Annotated in this window: 16 protein-coding genes and 4 pseudogenes; 12 read left to right on the forward strand and 8 right to left on the reverse strand. The window is 67.1% G+C overall.

The window, feature by feature from the left end; genetic code table 11:
* The first annotated feature begins 1 nt into the window (after position 1).
* The 7 genes and pseudogenes from iolD (at position 2) to MCHUDSM44219_RS27445 (ending at position 5,952) form a co-directional block, all read left to right on the forward strand.
* Complete coding sequence (gene iolD / locus MCHUDSM44219_RS27420) at positions 2-1,948, forward strand: 3D-(3,5/4)-trihydroxycyclohexane-1,2-dione acylhydrolase (decyclizing) (RefSeq protein WP_048421436.1); 1,947 nt, start codon at positions 2-4, stop codon at positions 1,946-1,948.
* Positions 1,949-1,953: 5 nt separating this feature from the next.
* Entirely contained in the window at positions 1,954-2,973 is a 1,020-nt protein-coding gene (locus MCHUDSM44219_RS27425) for a Gfo/Idh/MocA family protein (RefSeq protein ID WP_048421455.1), read from the forward strand.
* A 19-nt stretch (positions 2,974-2,992) separates the two neighbouring features.
* The coding region (locus tag MCHUDSM44219_RS27430) for an aldehyde dehydrogenase family protein (RefSeq protein ID WP_169788134.1) at positions 2,993-3,922 on the forward strand (930 nt) is incomplete at its 3' end.
* Position 3,923: 1 nt separating this feature from the next.
* A pseudogene (locus MCHUDSM44219_RS31485) lies at positions 3,924-4,231 on the forward strand (aldehyde dehydrogenase family protein); the annotation flags it as partial.
* Between the two features lies 1 nt (position 4,232).
* Positions 4,233-4,635: pseudogene (locus MCHUDSM44219_RS30560) on the forward strand (aldehyde dehydrogenase family protein); the annotation flags it as partial.
* 1 nt (position 4,636) lies between these two features.
* A pseudogene (locus tag MCHUDSM44219_RS29665) lies at positions 4,637-4,915 on the forward strand (aldehyde dehydrogenase family protein); the annotation flags it as partial.
* A gap of 188 nt (positions 4,916-5,103) precedes the next feature.
* A complete protein-coding gene (locus MCHUDSM44219_RS27445) occupies positions 5,104-5,952 on the forward strand; it encodes a sugar phosphate isomerase/epimerase family protein (RefSeq protein ID WP_048421439.1) in 849 nt (282 codons plus the stop codon).
* Between the two features lie 96 nt (positions 5,953-6,048).
* On the opposite strand, the gene MCHUDSM44219_RS27450 is transcribed toward MCHUDSM44219_RS27445, so the two are convergent.
* The 6 genes and pseudogenes from MCHUDSM44219_RS27450 to MCHUDSM44219_RS27470 all read right to left on the reverse strand — a co-directional run bounded on the left by MCHUDSM44219_RS27450 (position 6,049) and on the right by MCHUDSM44219_RS27470 (position 10,641).
* Positions 6,049-6,822, reverse strand: coding sequence for a sulfite exporter TauE/SafE family protein (locus MCHUDSM44219_RS27450; RefSeq protein WP_048421440.1), 774 nt, complete (start codon positions 6,820-6,822; stop codon positions 6,049-6,051).
* A 34-nt stretch (positions 6,823-6,856) separates the two neighbouring features.
* Positions 6,857-7,270, reverse strand: coding sequence for a DUF302 domain-containing protein (locus tag MCHUDSM44219_RS27455; RefSeq protein WP_048421441.1), 414 nt, complete (start codon positions 7,268-7,270; stop codon positions 6,857-6,859).
* Between the two features lie 61 nt (positions 7,271-7,331).
* Positions 7,332-7,439, reverse strand: a pseudogene (locus MCHUDSM44219_RS29295) (peroxiredoxin); the annotation flags it as partial.
* Between the two features lie 203 nt (positions 7,440-7,642).
* Complete coding sequence (trxA, locus tag MCHUDSM44219_RS27460; protein WP_048421442.1) at positions 7,643-8,002, reverse strand: thioredoxin; 360 nt, start codon at positions 8,000-8,002, stop codon at positions 7,643-7,645.
* Between the two features lie 34 nt (positions 8,003-8,036).
* Positions 8,037-9,239 (reverse strand): NAD(P)/FAD-dependent oxidoreductase, encoded by a 1,203-nt coding sequence (locus tag MCHUDSM44219_RS27465; protein ID WP_048421443.1) that lies wholly within the window; start codon positions 9,237-9,239, stop codon positions 8,037-8,039.
* 22 nt (positions 9,240-9,261) lie between these two features.
* Positions 9,262-10,641 carry an MBL fold metallo-hydrolase gene (locus tag MCHUDSM44219_RS27470; RefSeq protein ID WP_048421444.1) on the reverse strand — a complete coding sequence of 460 codons (1,380 nt, stop codon included), beginning with the start codon at positions 10,639-10,641 and terminating at the stop codon, positions 9,262-9,264.
* A gap of 203 nt (positions 10,642-10,844) precedes the next feature.
* Here MCHUDSM44219_RS27470 and MCHUDSM44219_RS27475 point away from each other — a divergent pair, with 203 nt between their 5' ends.
* The 4 genes from MCHUDSM44219_RS27475 (at position 10,845) to MCHUDSM44219_RS27490 (ending at position 13,855) form a co-directional block, all read left to right on the forward strand.
* A complete protein-coding gene (locus MCHUDSM44219_RS27475) occupies positions 10,845-11,435 on the forward strand; it encodes a rhodanese-like domain-containing protein (RefSeq protein ID WP_048421445.1) in 591 nt (196 codons plus the stop codon).
* A gap of 5 nt (positions 11,436-11,440) precedes the next feature.
* Positions 11,441-12,313: a sulfite exporter TauE/SafE family protein gene (locus tag MCHUDSM44219_RS27480; protein WP_048421456.1), complete on the forward strand. Its 873-nt coding sequence runs from the start codon at positions 11,441-11,443 to the stop codon at positions 12,311-12,313.
* A gap of 58 nt (positions 12,314-12,371) precedes the next feature.
* Positions 12,372-12,641, forward strand: coding sequence for a metal-sensitive transcriptional regulator (locus tag MCHUDSM44219_RS27485; protein ID WP_048421446.1), 270 nt, complete (start codon positions 12,372-12,374; stop codon positions 12,639-12,641).
* A 128-nt stretch (positions 12,642-12,769) separates the two neighbouring features.
* On the forward strand, positions 12,770-13,855 hold the full coding sequence (locus tag MCHUDSM44219_RS27490; RefSeq protein WP_109778016.1) for a YncE family protein: 1,086 nt from the start codon (positions 12,770-12,772) through the stop codon (positions 13,853-13,855).
* Here MCHUDSM44219_RS27490 and MCHUDSM44219_RS27495 read toward each other — a convergent pair.
* Entirely contained in the window at positions 13,839-14,339 is a 501-nt protein-coding gene (locus MCHUDSM44219_RS27495; RefSeq protein WP_048421447.1) for a hypothetical protein, read from the reverse strand. The genes MCHUDSM44219_RS27490 and MCHUDSM44219_RS27495 overlap by 17 nt on opposite strands.
* A 41-nt stretch (positions 14,340-14,380) precedes the next feature.
* Positions 14,381-16,558 carry a glutamine synthetase III family protein gene (locus MCHUDSM44219_RS27500; protein WP_048421448.1) on the reverse strand — a complete coding sequence of 726 codons (2,178 nt, stop codon included), beginning with the start codon at positions 16,556-16,558 and terminating at the stop codon, positions 14,381-14,383.
* Between the two features lie 192 nt (positions 16,559-16,750).
* Here MCHUDSM44219_RS27500 and fdhD point away from each other — a divergent pair, with 192 nt between their 5' ends.
* The gene (fdhD, locus tag MCHUDSM44219_RS27505; RefSeq protein ID WP_048421449.1) at positions 16,751-17,575 is read left to right on the forward strand and encodes a formate dehydrogenase accessory sulfurtransferase FdhD; all 825 of its coding nucleotides are present in this window, start codon (positions 16,751-16,753) and stop codon (positions 17,573-17,575) included.
* Positions 17,576-17,696: the final 121 nt, after the last annotated feature.

A 17,696-nucleotide genomic window follows, 5' to 3' on the forward strand; every position in this document is an offset into this window, starting at 1 on the left:
AGTGGTTTCCACCGCGCCGAAGTCGACCGAGAAGCTCGCCGACACCGAACCGACGGTGCGCCTCACCGTCGCCCAGGCGACCGTCCGCTTCCTGGCCAACCAGTACGTCGAGCGGGACGGGCGGCGGCATAAGTTCTTCGCCGGGTGCCTGGGCATCTTCGGGCACGGCAACGTGGCCGGCGTCGGCCAGGCCCTGCTGCAGGATGAGGTCGAAGCTCACGAGGCCGGCGTGGAGCCGGGGCTCAAGTACGTGCTCGGCCGCAACGAGCAGGCGATGGTGCACACGGCGGTGGCCTACGCCCGCCAGCAGGACCGGCTGCAGGCCTGGGCGGTGACCGCCAGCATCGGTCCCGGCTCGTCCAACATGCTCACCGGCGCGGCCCTGGCCACGATCAACCGGCTACCGGTGCTGCTGCTGCCGTCCGACACGTTCGCGACCCGGGTGAGTTCGCCGGTGCTGCAGGAACTGGAGTTGCCCTCGAGCGGCGACGTGACGGTCAACGACGCGTTCAAGCCGCTGTCCCGGTATTTCGACAGGGTGTGGCGTCCCGAGCAGCTGCCCGCCGCGCTGCTGGGTGCGATGCGTGTGCTGACCGACCCCGCCGAGACGGGCGCGGCGACGGTGTCGCTGCCGCAGGATGTCCAGGCGCAGGCCCACGACTGGCCGGAATCGCTGTTCGCCGAACGCACCTGGCACGTCGCCCGGCCGCCGGCCGAGCGGTCGGTGATCGCTCGTGCCGCCGAGGTGGTGCGCTCGGCGCGCAAGCCGCTGATCGTGGCCGGCGGCGGCGTGATCTACTCCGGCGCCGACGACGCGCTGGCGCGATTCGCGGTGCAGACCGGAATCCCGGTGTGCGAGAGCCAGGCCGGCAAGGGGTCGCTCCTGCACGAGCATCCGCAGTCGGTCGGTGCGGTCGGATCCACCGGCACGACGGCCGCCAACGCGCTGGCCGGCGAGGCCGACGTGATCATCGGCATCGGCACCCGCTACAGCGACTTCACGTCGGCATCGCGGACCGCCTTCAACAACCCGGACGTGCGGTTCGTCAACATCAACGTCACGTCGCTGGACGCGGTCAAGCAGGGCGGCATCAGCGTCGTCGCCGACGCCCGCGAAGCCCTCGAGGCGCTCGCCGCGGCGGTCGGCGACTACACGGTCAGCGACGAATACCGCTCCCGCACAGCCGAACTGATGGCCGAGTGGAACGACACGGTCTCAGAGGTGTACCGCACCGACGACGGCGCCGCACTGAACCAGAATCAGGTGATCGGCCTGGTGAACACCCTGTCCGACCCGCGAGACGTGGTGGTGTGCGCGGCCGGATCGATGCCCGGGGATCTGCACAAGCTGTGGCGGATGCGTGACCGCAAGGGCTATCACGTCGAGTACGGCTACTCCTGCATGGGCTACGAGATCGCCGGCGGTATCGGGGTGCGGATGGCTGCGCCGGACCGCGACGTGTTCGTCATGGTCGGCGACGGCTCCTATCTGATGATGGCCACGGAGATCGTGACCGCCGTGCAGGAGGGCGTCAAGATCATTCCGGTGCTGGTGCAGAACCACGGGTTCGCCTCGATCGGCGGGCTGTCGGAGTCGTTGGGCTCTCAGCGATTCGGCACCGCCTACCGCTATCGCAGCGAGGACGGCCGGCTCGACGGCGACACCTTGCCGGTCGACCTGGCTGCCAATGCGGCGAGCCTGGGCGCCGAGGTCATCAAAGTGACGACGGCCGCCGAGTTCGCCGATGCGGTCAAGGTCGCCAAGGCCGCCGACCGCATCACGGTGATCTACGTCGAGACCGATCCGCTGATCTACGCCCCCGACAGCCACTCCTGGTGGGACGTCCCGGTCAGCGAGGTGTCCTCGCTGGAATCGACGCAGCAGGCCTACCAGCGGTACGCGGACTGGAAGAAGGTCCAGCGCCCGTTGATCAGGCCGTCGGAGTGACGGGCATGTCCGACCTCAGAGTCGCCGTGCTCGGTGTCGGAGTGATGGGTGCCGACCACGTCGCCCGCATCACGTCCCGGATCTCCGGGGCGCGGGTGACGGTCGTCAACGACTTCGTCGCGGAGAAGGCCGAGCAGATCGCGTCCGAGATCGACGGCTGCCGTGCGGTGTCCGACCCGTTGGACGCGATCGCCGACGCCGACGTGGATGCCGTGGTACTGGCCACCCCGGGCAGCACCCACGAGAAGCAGCTACTGGCCTGCCTGGAGCACGGCAAGCCGGTGATGTGCGAAAAGCCCTTGACCACCGATGTCTTTACGTCGTTGGAGATCGTCAGGCGGGAGGCCGAGCTGCAGCGCCCGCTGATCCAGGTCGGTTTCATGCGGCGGTTCGACGAGGAGTACATCGCGCTCAAGGCGCTGCTCGACGGTGGCGAGCTGGGCACTCCGCTGGTGATGCACTGTGTGCATCGCAACCCGAGCGTGCCCAGCTACTTCGACAGCTCGTTGATCGTCAAGGACTCGCTGGTGCACGAGGTCGATGTGACCCGGTTTCTGTTCGGCGAGGAGATCGCCAGCGTGCAGATCGTCCGGCCGGCCTCGAATCCCGGTGCGCCCGAGGGTGTCATCGATCCTCAGATCGCAATCCTGAAGACGGTGAGCGGCCGGCACGTCGACGTCGAGTTGTTCGTCACCACCGGCGTGGCCTACGAGGTGCGCACCGAGGTGGTCGGCGAACGCGGCAGCGCGATGATCGGTCTTGACGTCGGGCTGATCCGCAAGTCCGCGCCCGGAAAGTGGGGCGGCCGGATCACCCCCGGATTCCGTGAACGGTTCGGCCGCGCCTACGACACCGAGATCCAGCGGTGGGTCGACGCGGTGCAAAGCGGGCACACCACGGGGACATACATCGACGGCCCCACCGCCTGGGACGGCTACGCGGCGGCCGCGGTGTGCGCCGCGGGCGTCGAATCCCTCGACACCGGTCTGCCCGTCGACGTGCAGCTCGCAGACCTCAAGCCCTGAGACAGAAGGAACAAACGACATGACCAACACGATTGCCCATTGGGTCAATGACGAGGTTTTTGCTGGTTCTAGTGGCGCGACGGCGCCGGTGACGAATCCGGCGACGGGGGTGGTGACCGGGCAGGTCGCGTTGGCCAGCGTGGAGGACGCCCGCCACGTGATCGACGCCGCCGCCGCAGCGTTCCCCGCCTGGCGGGACACCTCGCTGGCCAAACGCACCCAGATCCTGTTCCGGTTCCGCGAACTCCTCAACGAGCGCAAAGGTGAGCTGGCCGAGATCATCACCGCCGAACACGGCAAAGTCGTCTCCGACGCCCTGGGCGAAGTGTCCCGCGGTCAGGAAGTCGTCGAGTTCGCCTGCGGCATCCCCCACCTGCTCAAAGGCGGCTACACCGAGAACGCCTCCACCAAAGTCGACGTCTACTCCCTGCGCCAACCCCTGGGCCCGGTCGCCATCATCTCCCCGTTCAACTTCCCCGCCATGGTCCCGATGTGGTTCTTCCCCATCGCCATCGCCACCGGCAACACCGTCGTCCTCAAACCCAGCGAGAAAGACCCCTCCGCGTCGCTGTGGCTCGCCGCGCTGTGGAAAGAAGCCGGGCTGCCCGCCGGGGTGTTCAACGTCCTGCACGGCGACAAAACCGCCGTCGACGAACTGCTCACCAACCCCACCATCAAATCGGTGTCGTTCGTCGGATCCACCCCCATCGCGCAGTACGTCTACACCACCGGCACCGCCGCCGGCAAACGCGTCCAAGCCCTCGGCGGGGCCAAGAACCACGCCGTGATCCTGCCCGACGCCGACCTCGACCTGGCCGCCGACGCCATGGTCAACGCCGGCTTCGGCAGCGCCGGAGAACGCTGCATGGCCATCTCCGCCGCCGTCGCGGTCGGCCCCATCGCCGATGACCTCGTCGCCAAAATCGCCGAACGCGCCGCCACCATCACCNGAACGCTGCATGGCCATCTCCGCCGCCGTCGCGGTCGGCCCCATCGCCGATGACCTCGTCGCCAAAATCGCCGAACGCGCCGCCACCATCACCACCGGCGACGGCACCCGCAACGCCGACATGGGACCCCTGGTCACCGCCGCGCACCGCGACAAAGTCGCGGGCTACATCGACGCCGGCGAAACCGCCGGCGCCAAAGTCGTCCTCGACGGCCGCCAGGTCACCCCCGCCGGCGAACCCGGCGGATTCTGGCTCGGCCCCACCCTGCTCGACCAGGTCACCCCCGACATGAGCGTCTACACCGACGANGACCCCTGGTCACCGCCGCGCACCGCGACAAAGTCGCGGGCTACATCGACGCCGGGGAAACCGCCGGCGCCAAAGTCGTCCTCGACGGCCGCCAGGTCACCCCCGCCGGCGAACCCGGCGGATTCTGGCTCGGCCCCACCCTGCTCGACCAGGTCACCCCCGACATGAGCGTCTACACCGACGAAATCTTCGGACCCGTCCTCTCCGTCCTGCGCGTCGACACCTACGACCAAGCCCTCGAGCTGATCAACACCAACCCCTACGGCAACGGCACCGCCATCTTCACCAACGACGGCGGTGCGGCCCGCCGCTTCCAAAACGAAGTCGAAGTCGGCATGGTCGGCATCAACGTCCCCATCCCCGTACCCATGGCCTACTACAGCTTCGGCGGCTGGAAAGCCTCNTGATCAACACCAACCCCTACGGCAACGGCACCGCCATCTTCACCAACGACGGCGGTGCGGCCCGCCGCTTCCAAAACGAAGTCGAAGTCGGCATGGTCGGCATCAACGTCCCCATCCCCGTCCCCATGGCCTACTACAGCTTCGGCGGCTGGAAAGCCTCCCTCTTCGGCGACAGCCACGCCCACGGCCTCGACGGCATCCACTTCTACACCCGCCAAAAAGCCATCACCGCCCGCTGGCTCGACCCCAGCCACGGCGGCCTCAACCTCGGCTTCCCCCNCCCCGTACCCATGGCCTACTACAGCTTCGGCGGCTGGAAAGCCTCCCTCTTCGGCGACAGCCACGCCCACGGCCTCGACGGCATCCACTTCTACACCCGCCAAAAAGCCATCACCGCCCGCTGGCTCGACCCCAGCCACGGCGGCCTCAACCTCGGCTTCCCCCAGAACGGCTGACCCGTCGCGTCGATGGGAGGACCCACACTCGTCGCCACGGCATGGACCAGCGCCGGGGACACCTCGCCGATGCGGAGCCCGGCCACCAGCCCGGTGCCGATCGCCGAGCGCATCGACGCCATCGCTGCGGCCGGTTACGCCGGCATGGGCCTCATCGCCGATGACATTGCCGCCGTGCGTGATTCGATCGGCCTCGCGGCACTGCGCGACATGATCGCCGACGCGGGCCTGACCCATGTCGAGATCGAATTGATCGAACGATGGTGGGTTCCGCGCGGCGACGCGGGCAACACCTACGCCGTCCGGGATCTGCTGCTCGATGCCGCCGAGGTGCTCCAGCCGACGTTCATCAAAATCGGTTCGCAGGCCGGTCCGGCGTTCACCGACCTGGACCATCTCGTCGCGCCACTGCGCGAACTGGCCGAGCAGGCTCGGCAGCGGGGTACGCGCCTGGCCATCGAGACGATGCCGTTCTCCGGCCTCGCCACGGTCCCGATGGGCGCCCAATTGGCGCACATGACAGGGCATTCCGGGGTCGGTCTGCTCGTCGATGCCTGGCACGTGTTCCGGGCAGGCACCCCGCTGACCGAGCTCGACGCCGCCCTGCCCGGGGAGATGGTCTTCGGCGTGGAACTCGACGACGCCGCAGCCGAGGTGATCGGCACGCTGTTCGAGGACACCGTCAACCGTCGAAAGCTCTGCGGCGAGGGCACGTTCGACCTTTCCGGGCTGATCGACCTGCTGCGCGGCAAGGGCTTCGACGGACCGTGGGGCGTGGAGATCCTATCCGAGTCCTTTCGTGTCCTGCCGGTGCCCGAGGCCCTTGCGCTGGCGGCCGAGACGACGCGCGCTGTCCTCTGACACTCGGCATATCGCCGTGGTCGACCAGGTAGCTGCATTCCCGGGGGCTGGAGGTTTCGATGACAGAGAGGTGCACGCGGCACCCTTCCGATGCCGCTAGTGGATGAACACGCTGTCGACGAGCACATAGGCCGCCACGGCGAAGACAAGGTAGGCGAACCACCGCTGGAGCCGCTGAGTGTCGAGCTTGGTGCCGTAATGGCCTGCGATCAGCGACCCGATGATGGCGGTGCCGACGAATGCCCCGGTGATCGACCAATCGATGCCGGCCCCACCCAGATGCGAGATCAATCCGGAGGCGGAGTTCACAACGATGATCAGCAACGAGGTGCCGATGGCGATCGGTATCTCCACGCCGAGCATCAGCACCAGTGCCGGAACGATCAGGAAACCGCCGCCGACGCCGAACAAGCCCGTCAGCAGGCCGACGAGGAATCCCGCGGGGATCGATCGCGGGGCGCAGCGGCGCCAGTTGATCCCGGCGCCTTCCACCCTGCAGGCGGTTCCCTTGTCCCCCTTGTCCTGCAGCATCCGAATCCCCGCCACGACCATCACCAGCGCGAAGCCGGTCAGCAGCACCGGTTGCGGAAGATGCCGGCCGATCGCGGTGCCGAGGAAGGTCGCCGGGATGCCTGCCGCGGCGAAGATCGCGGCAAGCCGCCACTGCACCTGGTGTGCAATCACTTTCGGGGCAGCACCGACAGCGGACGCGATGCCGATCACAATGAGGGAGATCGGAATCGCCTGGCCGATATCGAGGCCCAGAACATAGACCAGTGCCGGCACGGCGAGAATGGATCCGCCACCGCCGAGCAGGCCCAGCATCACGCCGATCACGGCGCCCAGCGCGAGGGCGATCCCGATGGTCATCGTTCGCCCTCCACGAGCACGTCCGGGGTCGTGATCACTCCGTCGGCGAAGACGGGGACAGTGCGTCGATGGCGGCGTGTAGCCTGACCGCGGCGTCGTCGGCGACCTCACGCAGACCGGGTTGGTCCGCGACCTGGACCATGATCTGAGGGTCCATTGCGTCGACGATCACCACACCGTCTCGCTTCGGGTCCGAGCGCACCACGACGTTGCAGGGCAACAACAGACCGATCTGACGGTCCACACCGACCGCCCGGTGGGCCAGCGCAGGATTGCACGCGCCGAGGATCAGGTAGTCCTCCATCTCCTCGTCCAGCTTCGCCTTCAGCGTGGCCTTGACGTCGATCTCGGTGAGCACTCCGAAACCCTGCTGGGCGAGCGCCTTCCGGGTCATGTCCACAGCCTCCTCGAAGGAGGCACGCAGTGTGGTCGATATCGCCAGTGTCATTGGCGAATTCCTCTCCAGGTTGTTGGATCTGAGGTCAGCCTGAGCGTGTTCGCCGATCACGATGAGAGAACAGGTTGACCCATGTGCCCATATAGTCCGCCGGGAAGTTGATCTCACCCTGCGTCGTCTCGGCGGTGAACGACGGCGCCGCGTCACCGATTCGCGGCATGCCGACGACGGAAGCGGCGAGCGCACCGGTCGTCATGTCTGTTTCCTTTTCTGTTGATCGTCGCCGGGGAAACCCAGCTCGCACGTACATCTCTGGGCTGGAGCTATCGAGCGCATCACGTCATCGACGTGTTCACCGCAACCGGCCCAGCCGGTCTTTCCACACCGGGGGCACTTCTGGGGGTAGCACACGGGATCTCCCTGTCAGCTCTCGGCGGCGATCTTCGCGCGCACGTCGGCCATGTCGAGCGCCTTGACCCTGGTGATCAGGTCCTCCAGCGCCGCAGTCGGCATCGCGCCCGGTTGGCGGTAGACAAGCACGCCGTCGCGGAAGGCCATGATCGTCGGGATCGCCTGAATCTGCAGCGCTGCAGCGATTTCCGGCTCGGCCTCGGTGTCGACCTTGGCGTGGATGACGTCGGGGTGTGACGTCGCCGAGCGGTCGAAGACCGGAGCGAAGGCGCGACACGGCCCGCACCACGACGCCCAGAAGTCGACCACGACAACGGAGTTGTCGGCGATCGTGGATTCGAAGTTCGATGTTGACAGATTGACTGTTGACATTGCGGTGTCCTTTCTCTGTGCCGCAGTTGAACTGTCAGGCAAGGCCCTTGAGCATCAGGTTCCAGTACATGAACGGGAGACCGTATTTCTTGAGGTACCAGTACGTCCGATGCGGCTTGGTCGGGTCGAGCACCGGGAACGACGGCTCGAGGTTGAGGTCGTAGTCGAACTCCGCGAGCAGCATGGCGTGCGACGAGGTGACGATGGGACATGACGAGTACCCGTCGTACGACGCGCGAAGCGGTTGGTCGGTCAGTAACGCGTCGATGTTGTCGACGACAACGGGAGCCTGCTTGCGGATCGCTGCGCCGGTCTTCGAGTTCGGCGACGAGCCGGCGTCCCCGAGGCTGAACACATTCAGGTAACGCACATGCTGCAGGGTGTGTTTGTCGATCTCGACATAACCGGCCGCGTCGCCGGTGGACAGCGGACTGGACTTGATCCAGTCCGGAGCCGACTGGCGGGGCACCGCGTGCAGCACGTCGTAGGGCAGCATCGTGTCGGTTCCGCCGGCACCGACGCTGGTGATGCCGACTTTGTGCGACGCCGCGTCGACGGAGGTCACCTCGGAATTGGTATGCAACGTGATGCCGTAGTCGGCGATGACCTTGTCGAGACTGTCGGCGATGGCCGGAATGCCGAACGGCCGTGCACCCGGCATCACGAGATGGACGTCGATATCCTTCAGCACACGTTGCTTTCTCCAGTAATCCGACGCGAGGTATGCGATCTTCTGCGGAGCCCCGGCACACTTGATCGCACCGGACGGCACCGTGAAAACCGCGGTACCGGATCGAAGGTTGCGGATGTACTCCCAGGTGCGTGGCGCGAGGTCGAACCTGTAGTTCGACGACACGCCGTCACGCCCCAGGGCGTCCTCCAGCCCCTCGGTGCTCTTCCAGTCGAGTTGGATCCCGGGACACACGACCAGCACGTCGTAGGCGTAAGCGGTCCCGTCGGCGCACGTGACGATGTTGTTGTCGGGATCAAAAGCGCTGGCGCTGTTTCTGATCCACGCCGCGCCTTTCGGGATGACCGAGGCTTCGGGCCGCTCTGTCGACGAGGCTTTCGCCTGCCCGCCGCCGACGAGAGTCCACAGCGGCTGGTAGTAGTGCGCGAGTGACGGCTCGATGACTGCGACGTCGGAGTAGCCCCTGCGCAGCAGCCGGGCCGCGACGGTGATGCCGGCGGTGCCGCCACCGACGATCAGGATCTGATGCTTGGCCTTGATGGTCATCTACGTGTCTCCTGTAATCGGGTCAGGCGTTCTGGGTGGCTTCTGCCCAGGCGCCATAGCCGCCCAGGATGTCGCTGACATCGGTGAAGCCGTGTTGGCGCAGCAGGCTGGCCGCGACCGAGGACCGGTAGCCTCCGGCGCAGTACACGACGGTCGGCCTGGCGGGGTCGAGTTCGCCCAGCCGGGCGGGCAACTGGCCCACGGGGATCGGGATCGCGTTCGGGATGGCGCCGGCCTCGACCTCGCCGGGATTGCGGACGTCGACGATCTGCAGAGCGGCGATCTGCGCCGCACGCTCGTCAAACGCCTTGGCCGTCAGTCGCGATGCCACCTGGACGTCATCGCGATTCTCGAACATCACCTCGAACGGCTTGTCGAGGTAGCCGATGACCCGATCGAAGCCGATGCGGGCGAGCCGGTTCTTGCCTTCCAGCTCCTGACCGGGCTCGGTGAACAGCACGATGTCGACGTCGGAGGGCAGGACTGAGCCGGCGAACTCGGCGTAGCGGCCTTCCAGACCGATGTTGACAGCGCGGCGTAGGTGCCCCAGGGCGAACTCCTCGGGCGTGCGGCCGTCGACCAGCACGGCGCCGCGGTCGATAGCCGCGAGCACCTCTGGATAGGTCATCGCGGTCGGCATCTTGGTCTCATCGAGCAGTTCGCGGTCCTTGCGGTTGAGGATCGCGTCGTAGACGAAGTAGCCCGGTGCCGGTGGCTGACCCTCGGTGACCAGATTCATGAACGTGGCCTTGTCCGGGGCGCGCAGCGCGTAGTTGGTGGCCTTCTGGTCGCCCATCGTGGACCACAACTCGGTGGACAGGTTCTTGCCGCACGCCGAGCCCGCACCGTGCGCGGGGTACACCCGGGTCGCGTCGGGCAGGGTCATCAGCTTGTTGTGCAGTGAGTCATAGAGTTTGTCGGCCAGTTCCTCACGGGTGAACCCGATCGAGGCCAGCAGGTCGGGCCGGCCGACGTCGCCGATGAACAGCGCGTCGCCCGTCAGCACGCCGTAGGGCACCTTGTCGCCAGGGTGCTCGTAGACCACGATGCTCAGCGACTCCGGGGTGTGTCCGGGGGTATGGCGGAACTCCAGCGTGACCTCGCCCAGCGAGTAGATCTCGCCGTCGGCGACACCCATCGACTCGAATTCGGTCTCGGCGACGGAGGAGAAGACGATCTTCGCGCCCGTGGCCTTGGCCAACTCGAGGTGACCGGAGAGGAAGTCCGCGTGAAAGTGCGTCTCTATCACCAACTCGATGGTCAGACCCAATTCCTTGGCGTCGGCCAGATACTCGGACACATCGCGCTGCGGATCGACAACCGCTGCGCGCCCGGTGGTTTCGTCAGCGATCAGATACGACGCATGCGACAGACAATCCAAGTAGTACTGGATGAACTTCATGTCCTCAATCCCTTCATTCGGTGCGATAACGCCATCCTGGCATATACCCCTATGGGTATGTCAACTACCCTGGAGGGTATCTGATTCCCGCTTGACAATACCCCATGGGGTATGCCTACCATCTCAACCAAAGATACCCCCGGCGGTATCTGTGCCCTAGAGGCTTTCGTCACCGCCGGCCAGCTGGAAGGACCCTCATCGCCATGACGACCACCGCAACGATCGATTCGCAGAACCTCAGCGAGCGCCTGGGTTCGGCCGCGCCACCGCGGGTGCTGGACGTGCGAACACCCGGTGAGTTCGAGACCGCGCACATCGCCGGGGCCTACAACGTGCCGCTGGACCTGCTGCGCGAGCACCGCGACGAGATCATCAAGCATCTCGACGACGAGGTCGTGCTCGTGTGTCGCTCCGGGCAGCGCGCCGCGCAGGCCGAGGAGTCGCTTCGCAACGCCGGCCTGGCCAACGTGCACATCCTCGACGGCGGGATCGTGGCGTGGGAGTCAGCCGGTTTCGCGGTCAACCGCGGCACTCCACGCTGGGACCTCGAGCGCCAGGTGCGATTGGTCGCCGGCTCGATCGTGCTGACCAGCATCCTGGGCAGCGTTGCCGCGCCCAAGCTCAAGTGGCTCGCGGCCGGCGTCGGCGGCGGGCTCACCTACGCCGCGCTGTCGAACACCTGCGCTATGGGCATGCTGCTGTCGAAGCTGCCCTACAACCGCGGCGCCACCTGTGACGCTCCGACGGTAGTCGCCCAGCTCATCGGGTCGCCCGCCGATCAGAAGGTCGGGTGACCACCATGATCGCGTTGACCGTCGGCCTGGCTGTCTTCGTCGGCATTGCCTTGGGCCTCCTCGGCGGAGGCGGTTCGATCATGACCGTCCCGTTGCTCGCCTACGTCGCCGGCATGGACGCCAAACAGGCGATCGCCACCTCGCTGCTCGTGGTCGGCGTGACCAGCGCAGTCGGCGCCGTCTCCCACGCCCGCGCCGGCCGGGTGCAATGGCGCACCGGCCTGATCTTCGGGGCGGCGGGCATGGCCGGCGCCTACGCCGGCGGTCTGCTGGCCCGCTTCATCCCGGGCACGGTGCTGCTCATCGGCTTCGCCGTCATGATGATCGCCACCGCCATCGCGATGCTCCGCGGCCGCAAGAATGTCCACGCCGCCGACGGCGCACACCGGATGCCGATACCGAAGATCATCGCCGAGGGCCTCGTCGTCGGCCTGGTCACCGGCCTCGTCGGCGCCGGCGGCGGATTCCTGGTGGTGCCCGCACTGGCCCTGCTCGGCGGGCTGCCCATGCCGGTCGCGGTCGGCACCTCGCTGATCGTCATCGCGATGAAGTCGTTCGCCGGCCTGGCCGGTTACCTGTCCAGCGTGCACATCGACTGGGGTGTGGCCCTTGCCGTCACCGCCGCCGCCGTGGTCGGCGCTCTCATCGGCGCACGCCTGACCGCGATGGTCGACCCCGACGCGTTGCGGAAAGCCTTCGGATGGTTCGTCCTGGGAATGTCCTCGGTCATCCTGGCGCAGGAAATCCACCTCGCCGTCGGTATCGCCGCTGCTGCGCTGACAGCCGTTGCCCTGGCGATGTACCTCGCCTGCAACCGAACTGAATTCTGTCCGCTACGCCACCTGGTGGCGAACCGCCACGCCAGCGCGGCAGCATGAGCACCGGGAAATACCCCCGCGGGTACCATGGCTGTAACGCGTGAAAGGAGAGACGCTCATGGTTGGTGACGAAGACAGCATCGCCGCGGTGCTCAACAGGCTTCGCAGGGCACAGGGACAACTCGCCGGGGTCATCTCGATGATCGAGCAGGGGCGGGACTGCAAGGACGTGGTCACTCAACTGGCCGCGGTGTCCAGGGCCCTCGACAAGGCGGGTTTCAAGATCGTGGCCACCGGCTTGCGGGAATGCATCACGGGTGAAGGCGCCGACGGCGCGAAGCCCATGACGGAGGCCGAGCTCGAGAAGCTGTTCCTCGCGCTGGCCTGACATCGACCCCACAGAGTGCTACCACGCGGACCGGCGCGGACTCCGCCAGCGGTCCGGCCGAATATCGGCTTTCTTACGGCAGTTGCCACGTGGAGTCCGCGACCGCCTGATCGGGTAAACCCGACACCATGAGGTATCGGCTGCTGCTCGCTCTGGCCCTTCTCGTCAGCGGGTGCAGCGGTCAGGACGTGGACCAGGCGACCCCGTCCACCACACCATCGGCACCGGTCAGCACGCCGACCACGACAGGGCTCATTCCGCCGGGTGCCCCGACCGAGGGCACCCGTCCGCCCACCGACAGCCTGCCGCCCGCCGCCGAACCCCAGTCGGCGCCCGCGCCGCCCCAACCGCCGCCAGGTCGGCTGATCCCGGTCGGGTCCGCCCCCGAGGGCGTTGTCGTCGACGCCGTGAGCCGCACGGTGGCAGTCGCCACCCGGAAACCGAACCAGCTGGTCCTGATCAACGCCGACACCGGTGAGATCACCGGACGCACTCCCCTTCCGGGCGTGGCCCGGCACCTGCAGCTCGCCAAACCCGGCGGCCCCGTTCTGGTCCCGGTGGAGAGCGCGAACGCGCTGGTCCGCGTCGAGCTACCCGGCGGCCGCGCGGAGTCGCAGATCATCACCGGCACCGTGCCGCACGACGCGTCCGAGGCGCCCAACGGAACGGTGTTCGTCGCCAACGAGCTCGGTGGCACCGTCACCGTGCTGCGCGGCGACGACATCGTGAAGGTCTTCACCGACAGCGTCCAGCCCGCCGGCATGGCGCCGGTGGGCGACCGGATGGGGATGCTGGACGTTCGCAAGAACGACCTGACGGTGTACGACGCCGAGAACCTGACCATCGTCGGATCCACGCCCGCCGGAGACGGACCGACCCATCTGGTGGCCGACAAGCACGGCCGCTACATCGCCGCGGACACCCGAGGCGACGCGGTCCGCGTGTTCGACACGCAACCCCGCCAGATCGCCGAGATCGCCCAGCCCGGCGGTCCGTACGGCATCACCTACGACCCGACGCGGGATCGGCTGTGGGTGGCGTCGTCGGGCACCAACGAGGTGACTGGCTACGACATGGCCGAGCCGACACCGCGCGAGGTCAAACGCATTGCCACGGTGCAGAATCCGTACACGATTGGCGTCGACGCGACGACGGGTCGACTGTTCGTCGCCGGCGTGACCGCCGGGGTCGTGCAGATCATCGACCCCGGCTGAGCGACTCAGGGCGTCGTTGCGCCTCGATCGACTCGATGTCGGCGAGCAGTTCCTCCCGGCTGTCGTAGACCCCGCTCCACACCACCGGTTCCCCGCCGTAGGACGCCACCACATATCGAGCGGCCCCGATCACGCCGATCGAGGTGCCCACGACGACGCGAGCGTCTTCTCTAGTCCGTCGATAACCCCAGGTGTCGGACGAATCGCCGGCTTCCAAGACGATCCAGCCGCGTGCACCCAGCGCCTCACCCAGTAACGCGTCGCTGAAGACCTCGTCGTCTTCGTCGTCCTCGTCGTCCTCGTCGTCCAGCCAAGGGTCGTCCCACGACCCGTCGTCCCAGTCATCGATCTCGACCGGTGCCACGCGCGCGGGCGGCGCGGGCGCCCGCGAGTGCGCCGGGGCGATCGGGCGCGCGGGCTGGGCGCGACGTCGTCGCCACGCCTTGCCCCTGCTCTTCTTCGTCCTGCTCTTGCTGTTCGGCATGGACGAGACGTTAGAAGCGCTCACCGACAACAACGCTCCGCCTACAGGATGTAGAGCATCTCCTGGTACGTCGGCAGCGGCCACAGGTCGTCGGCCACCACGCCCTCGAGCGCGTCGGCGGCGGCACGCACCGCGTCCATCGCCGGCAACAGCACCTTCTGCGCATGCGTGGCCTCGTCGAGCGCGGACTCGGCAGAGTGGTCCGCAAGCCCCGCCTTCAGCGACCCCAGCGCGGCGGTCAACTCCGCGATCGGCGCTGAAACCGCCTCCAGGAGCGTGGTATCCGCGGCCACGCCGGCGGCCTTGAGTGTGGCCACGTTCTGCGCGAGCTCGGTCTGGTACCGCACCGCGGCGGGCAGGATCACCGTCGTCCCGAGTTCGAGGGCCAGCTTCGCCTCGACACCGATCGTCAGCGCGTACTGCTCGAGACGAACCTCGTAGCGGCTGTGCAACTCTCGCGCGTTGAACACCCCGTAGCGCTCGAACACCTCGACCGCCTCGGGCTTGATCAGCTCGGGAATCGCGTCGAGCGTCGTCTTGAGGTTCGGCAGGCCCCGCTCGGCGGCCTCGATCTGCCAGTTCTCCGAGTAACCGTCGCCGTTGAACACCACCGCGCCGTGATCGGTGATGATCTCGGTCAGCAGCTTCTGCACGGCCTGGTCGAAGTCCTCGCCGTCGCCGACGGCCTTCTCCAGCACCGTCGCCATGTAATCCAGCGAGTCGGCCATGATCGTGTTGAGGATGATCATCGGCACGTTGATGGTCTGACCTGATCCGGGCGCCCGGAACTCGAACCTGTTGCCCGTGAACGCGAACGGGCTGGTGCGGTTCCGGTCGCCGGGATCGGTGGGCAGCTCGGGCAGCGTGTCGACGCCGATGATCATGGACCCCTTGCCCTTCGACGACGTCGCCGCCCCCTTGGCGATCTGCTCGAACACATCGGCCAGTTGCGCGCCCAGGAAGATCGAGATGATCGCCGGCGGAGCCTCGTTGGCGCCGAGCCGGTGATCGTTGGTCGCCGAGGCCACCGACACCCGCAGCAAACCCGCGAACTTGTGCACGGCGCGGATCACCGCGGCGCAGAACACCAGGAACTGGGCGTTCTCGTGCGGGGTGTCGCCCGGCACCAGCAGGCTGCCGAACTGGGCGTTGCCCATCGAGAAGTTGACGTGCTTGCCCGAGCCGTTGACCCCGGCAAAAGGCTTCTCGTGGAAGAGGCATTCCATGCCGTGTTTCTTGGCGACGTTGCGGAAGATCGTCATCAACAGCTGTTGGTGGTCGGCGGCGATGTTGGCCCGCTCGAACATCGGCGCGATCTCGAACTGGCCGGGAGCGACCTCGTTGTGCCGGGTCTTGGCGGGGATGCCGAGCTTGAACAGCTCACGCTCGGTGTCCATCATGAAGCCCAGCACCCGCTCGGGCACCGAGCCGAAGTAGTGGTCGTCGAACTCCTGGCCCTTCGGCGGCTTGGCTCCGAACAGGGTGCGGCCCGCGTTGATCAGGTCGGGCCGGGCGAGGAAGAAGTGCCGGTCGACCAGGAAGTACTCCTGTTCCGGACCGCAGAAGGACACGATGTTGTCGAAGTCCTTGTGCCCGAACAGCTTCAGGATGCGCTCGGCTTGCGTCCCCATCGCCTGCTGGCTGCGCAGCAGCGGGGTCTTGTAGTCCAGGGCCTCCCCGGTCATCGACACGAACACTGTCGGGATGCACAGCGTGTTGCCGTTCGGGTTCTCCAGGATGTAGGCGGGGCTGGTGACGTCCCAGCCGGTGTAACCGCGCGCCTCGAAGGTGCTGCGCAGACCGCCGGACGGGAAGCTCGACGCGTCCGGCTCGCCCTGGATCAACGTCTTGCCCGCGAACTCGGCCAGCGTCTGCCCGTCGGAGACCGGCTCGAGGAAGCTGTCGTGCTTCTCGGCGGTCAGCCCGGTCATCGGGTAGAAGACGTGCGCGTAGTGCGTCGCACCCTTCGACAGGGCCCAGTCCTTCATCGCCGAGGCGACCGAGTCGGCGACCGCCGGGTCGAGCTTGGCGCCCTTCTCGATGGTGGCGACCACGGACTTGTACACCGACTTGGGGAGCCGCAGCTGCATCTCCGCCTTGGTGAACACGTTCGACCCGAACACCTCGCCGGGCGCCTCGGCCGGGTCGAAGCTGATCGCCGGCGGGACATACGCTTCGACATTGTTGATCGCCTGCAGGCGTACCGAGTTACCGCTCAATGGACTTCCTTATCCGCTGCGTCGTCCGCCTCTGTTTCACGGACGATTGACCGGCCAACAGTAGGAACACTCGATGCCGATCCTGTTACGCGCGCGTCAACGTCAGAATGCGGAGATGACGGACGGGGCGTCGTGGCCGTCCCGCGGTGAACAGACCACAATGGGACAGATGTCCGAGCGAAAGCGATTTCCGTGGGCCGGGTGACGGCGCGCCGACGGGTGCACCACGTGACGGCCGAGAGCACGGCCGCGCGCCCCGAGACCCTGGTCGTCGAGGAACCGCTCGAGATCCGCGTCGACGGCCGTGCGATCACGGTCACGATGCGCACCCCGGGTTCCGACGTCGAGCTGGCGCAGGGCTTCCTGCTCACCGAGGGCGTCGTGACGCGACGCGAGGACATCGCTTCGGTGCGGTACTGCCGCGGCGCCGACGACACCGGGGTCAACAGCTACAACGTGCTCGACGTGACGCTGACGCCCGGCGTTGCGGCACCGGAGGTCGACCCGACGCGGAACTTCTACACCACGTCGTCGTGCGGGGTGTGCGGCAAGGCGTCGCTGGAAGCCGTCCGGCTCGTCAGCAAGCACGCTCCCGGCGACGACCCGTCGAGTATCACCGCGGAGACACTCTCGGCGATGCCGGACGCGCTGCGCAGCCGGCAGAAGGTCTTCGCCGCCACCGGCGGCCTGCACGGCGCCGCCCTGTTCGACACCGACGGGGTGCCGCTGGTCGTGCGCGAGGACATCGGTCGGCACAACGCCGTCGACAAGGTCATCGGATGGGCGCTGGAGCAGCATCGGATACCGCTGGGCGGCACGGTGCTGCTGGTGAGCGGGCGGGCGTCGTTCGAACTGACCCAGAAGGCCGTGATGGCCGGCATCCCGATCCTGGCGGCGGTGTCGGCGCCGTCCTCACTGGCCGTGGATCTGGCCGCCCAGTCGGGCGTGACGCTGGTCGCCTTCCTGCGCGGCGACTCGATGAACGTCTACACGCGACCGGACCGCGTCAAGAGCTGACACCGAAAGTGCACTGGCGGTCGTCAGTCTGCTGGCGGTTTCAAGGGGTCGATGCAACACCCCGTGTGATTGAGGAGTGTTGCGATGGGTCGCGTGCCGTTGCGGTCGCGGATGCCGGCGT

This window comes from Mycolicibacterium chubuense, from assembly GCF_001044255.1.
GTDB classification, from domain to species: Bacteria; Actinomycetota; Actinomycetes; order Mycobacteriales; family Mycobacteriaceae; genus Mycobacterium; species Mycobacterium chubuense.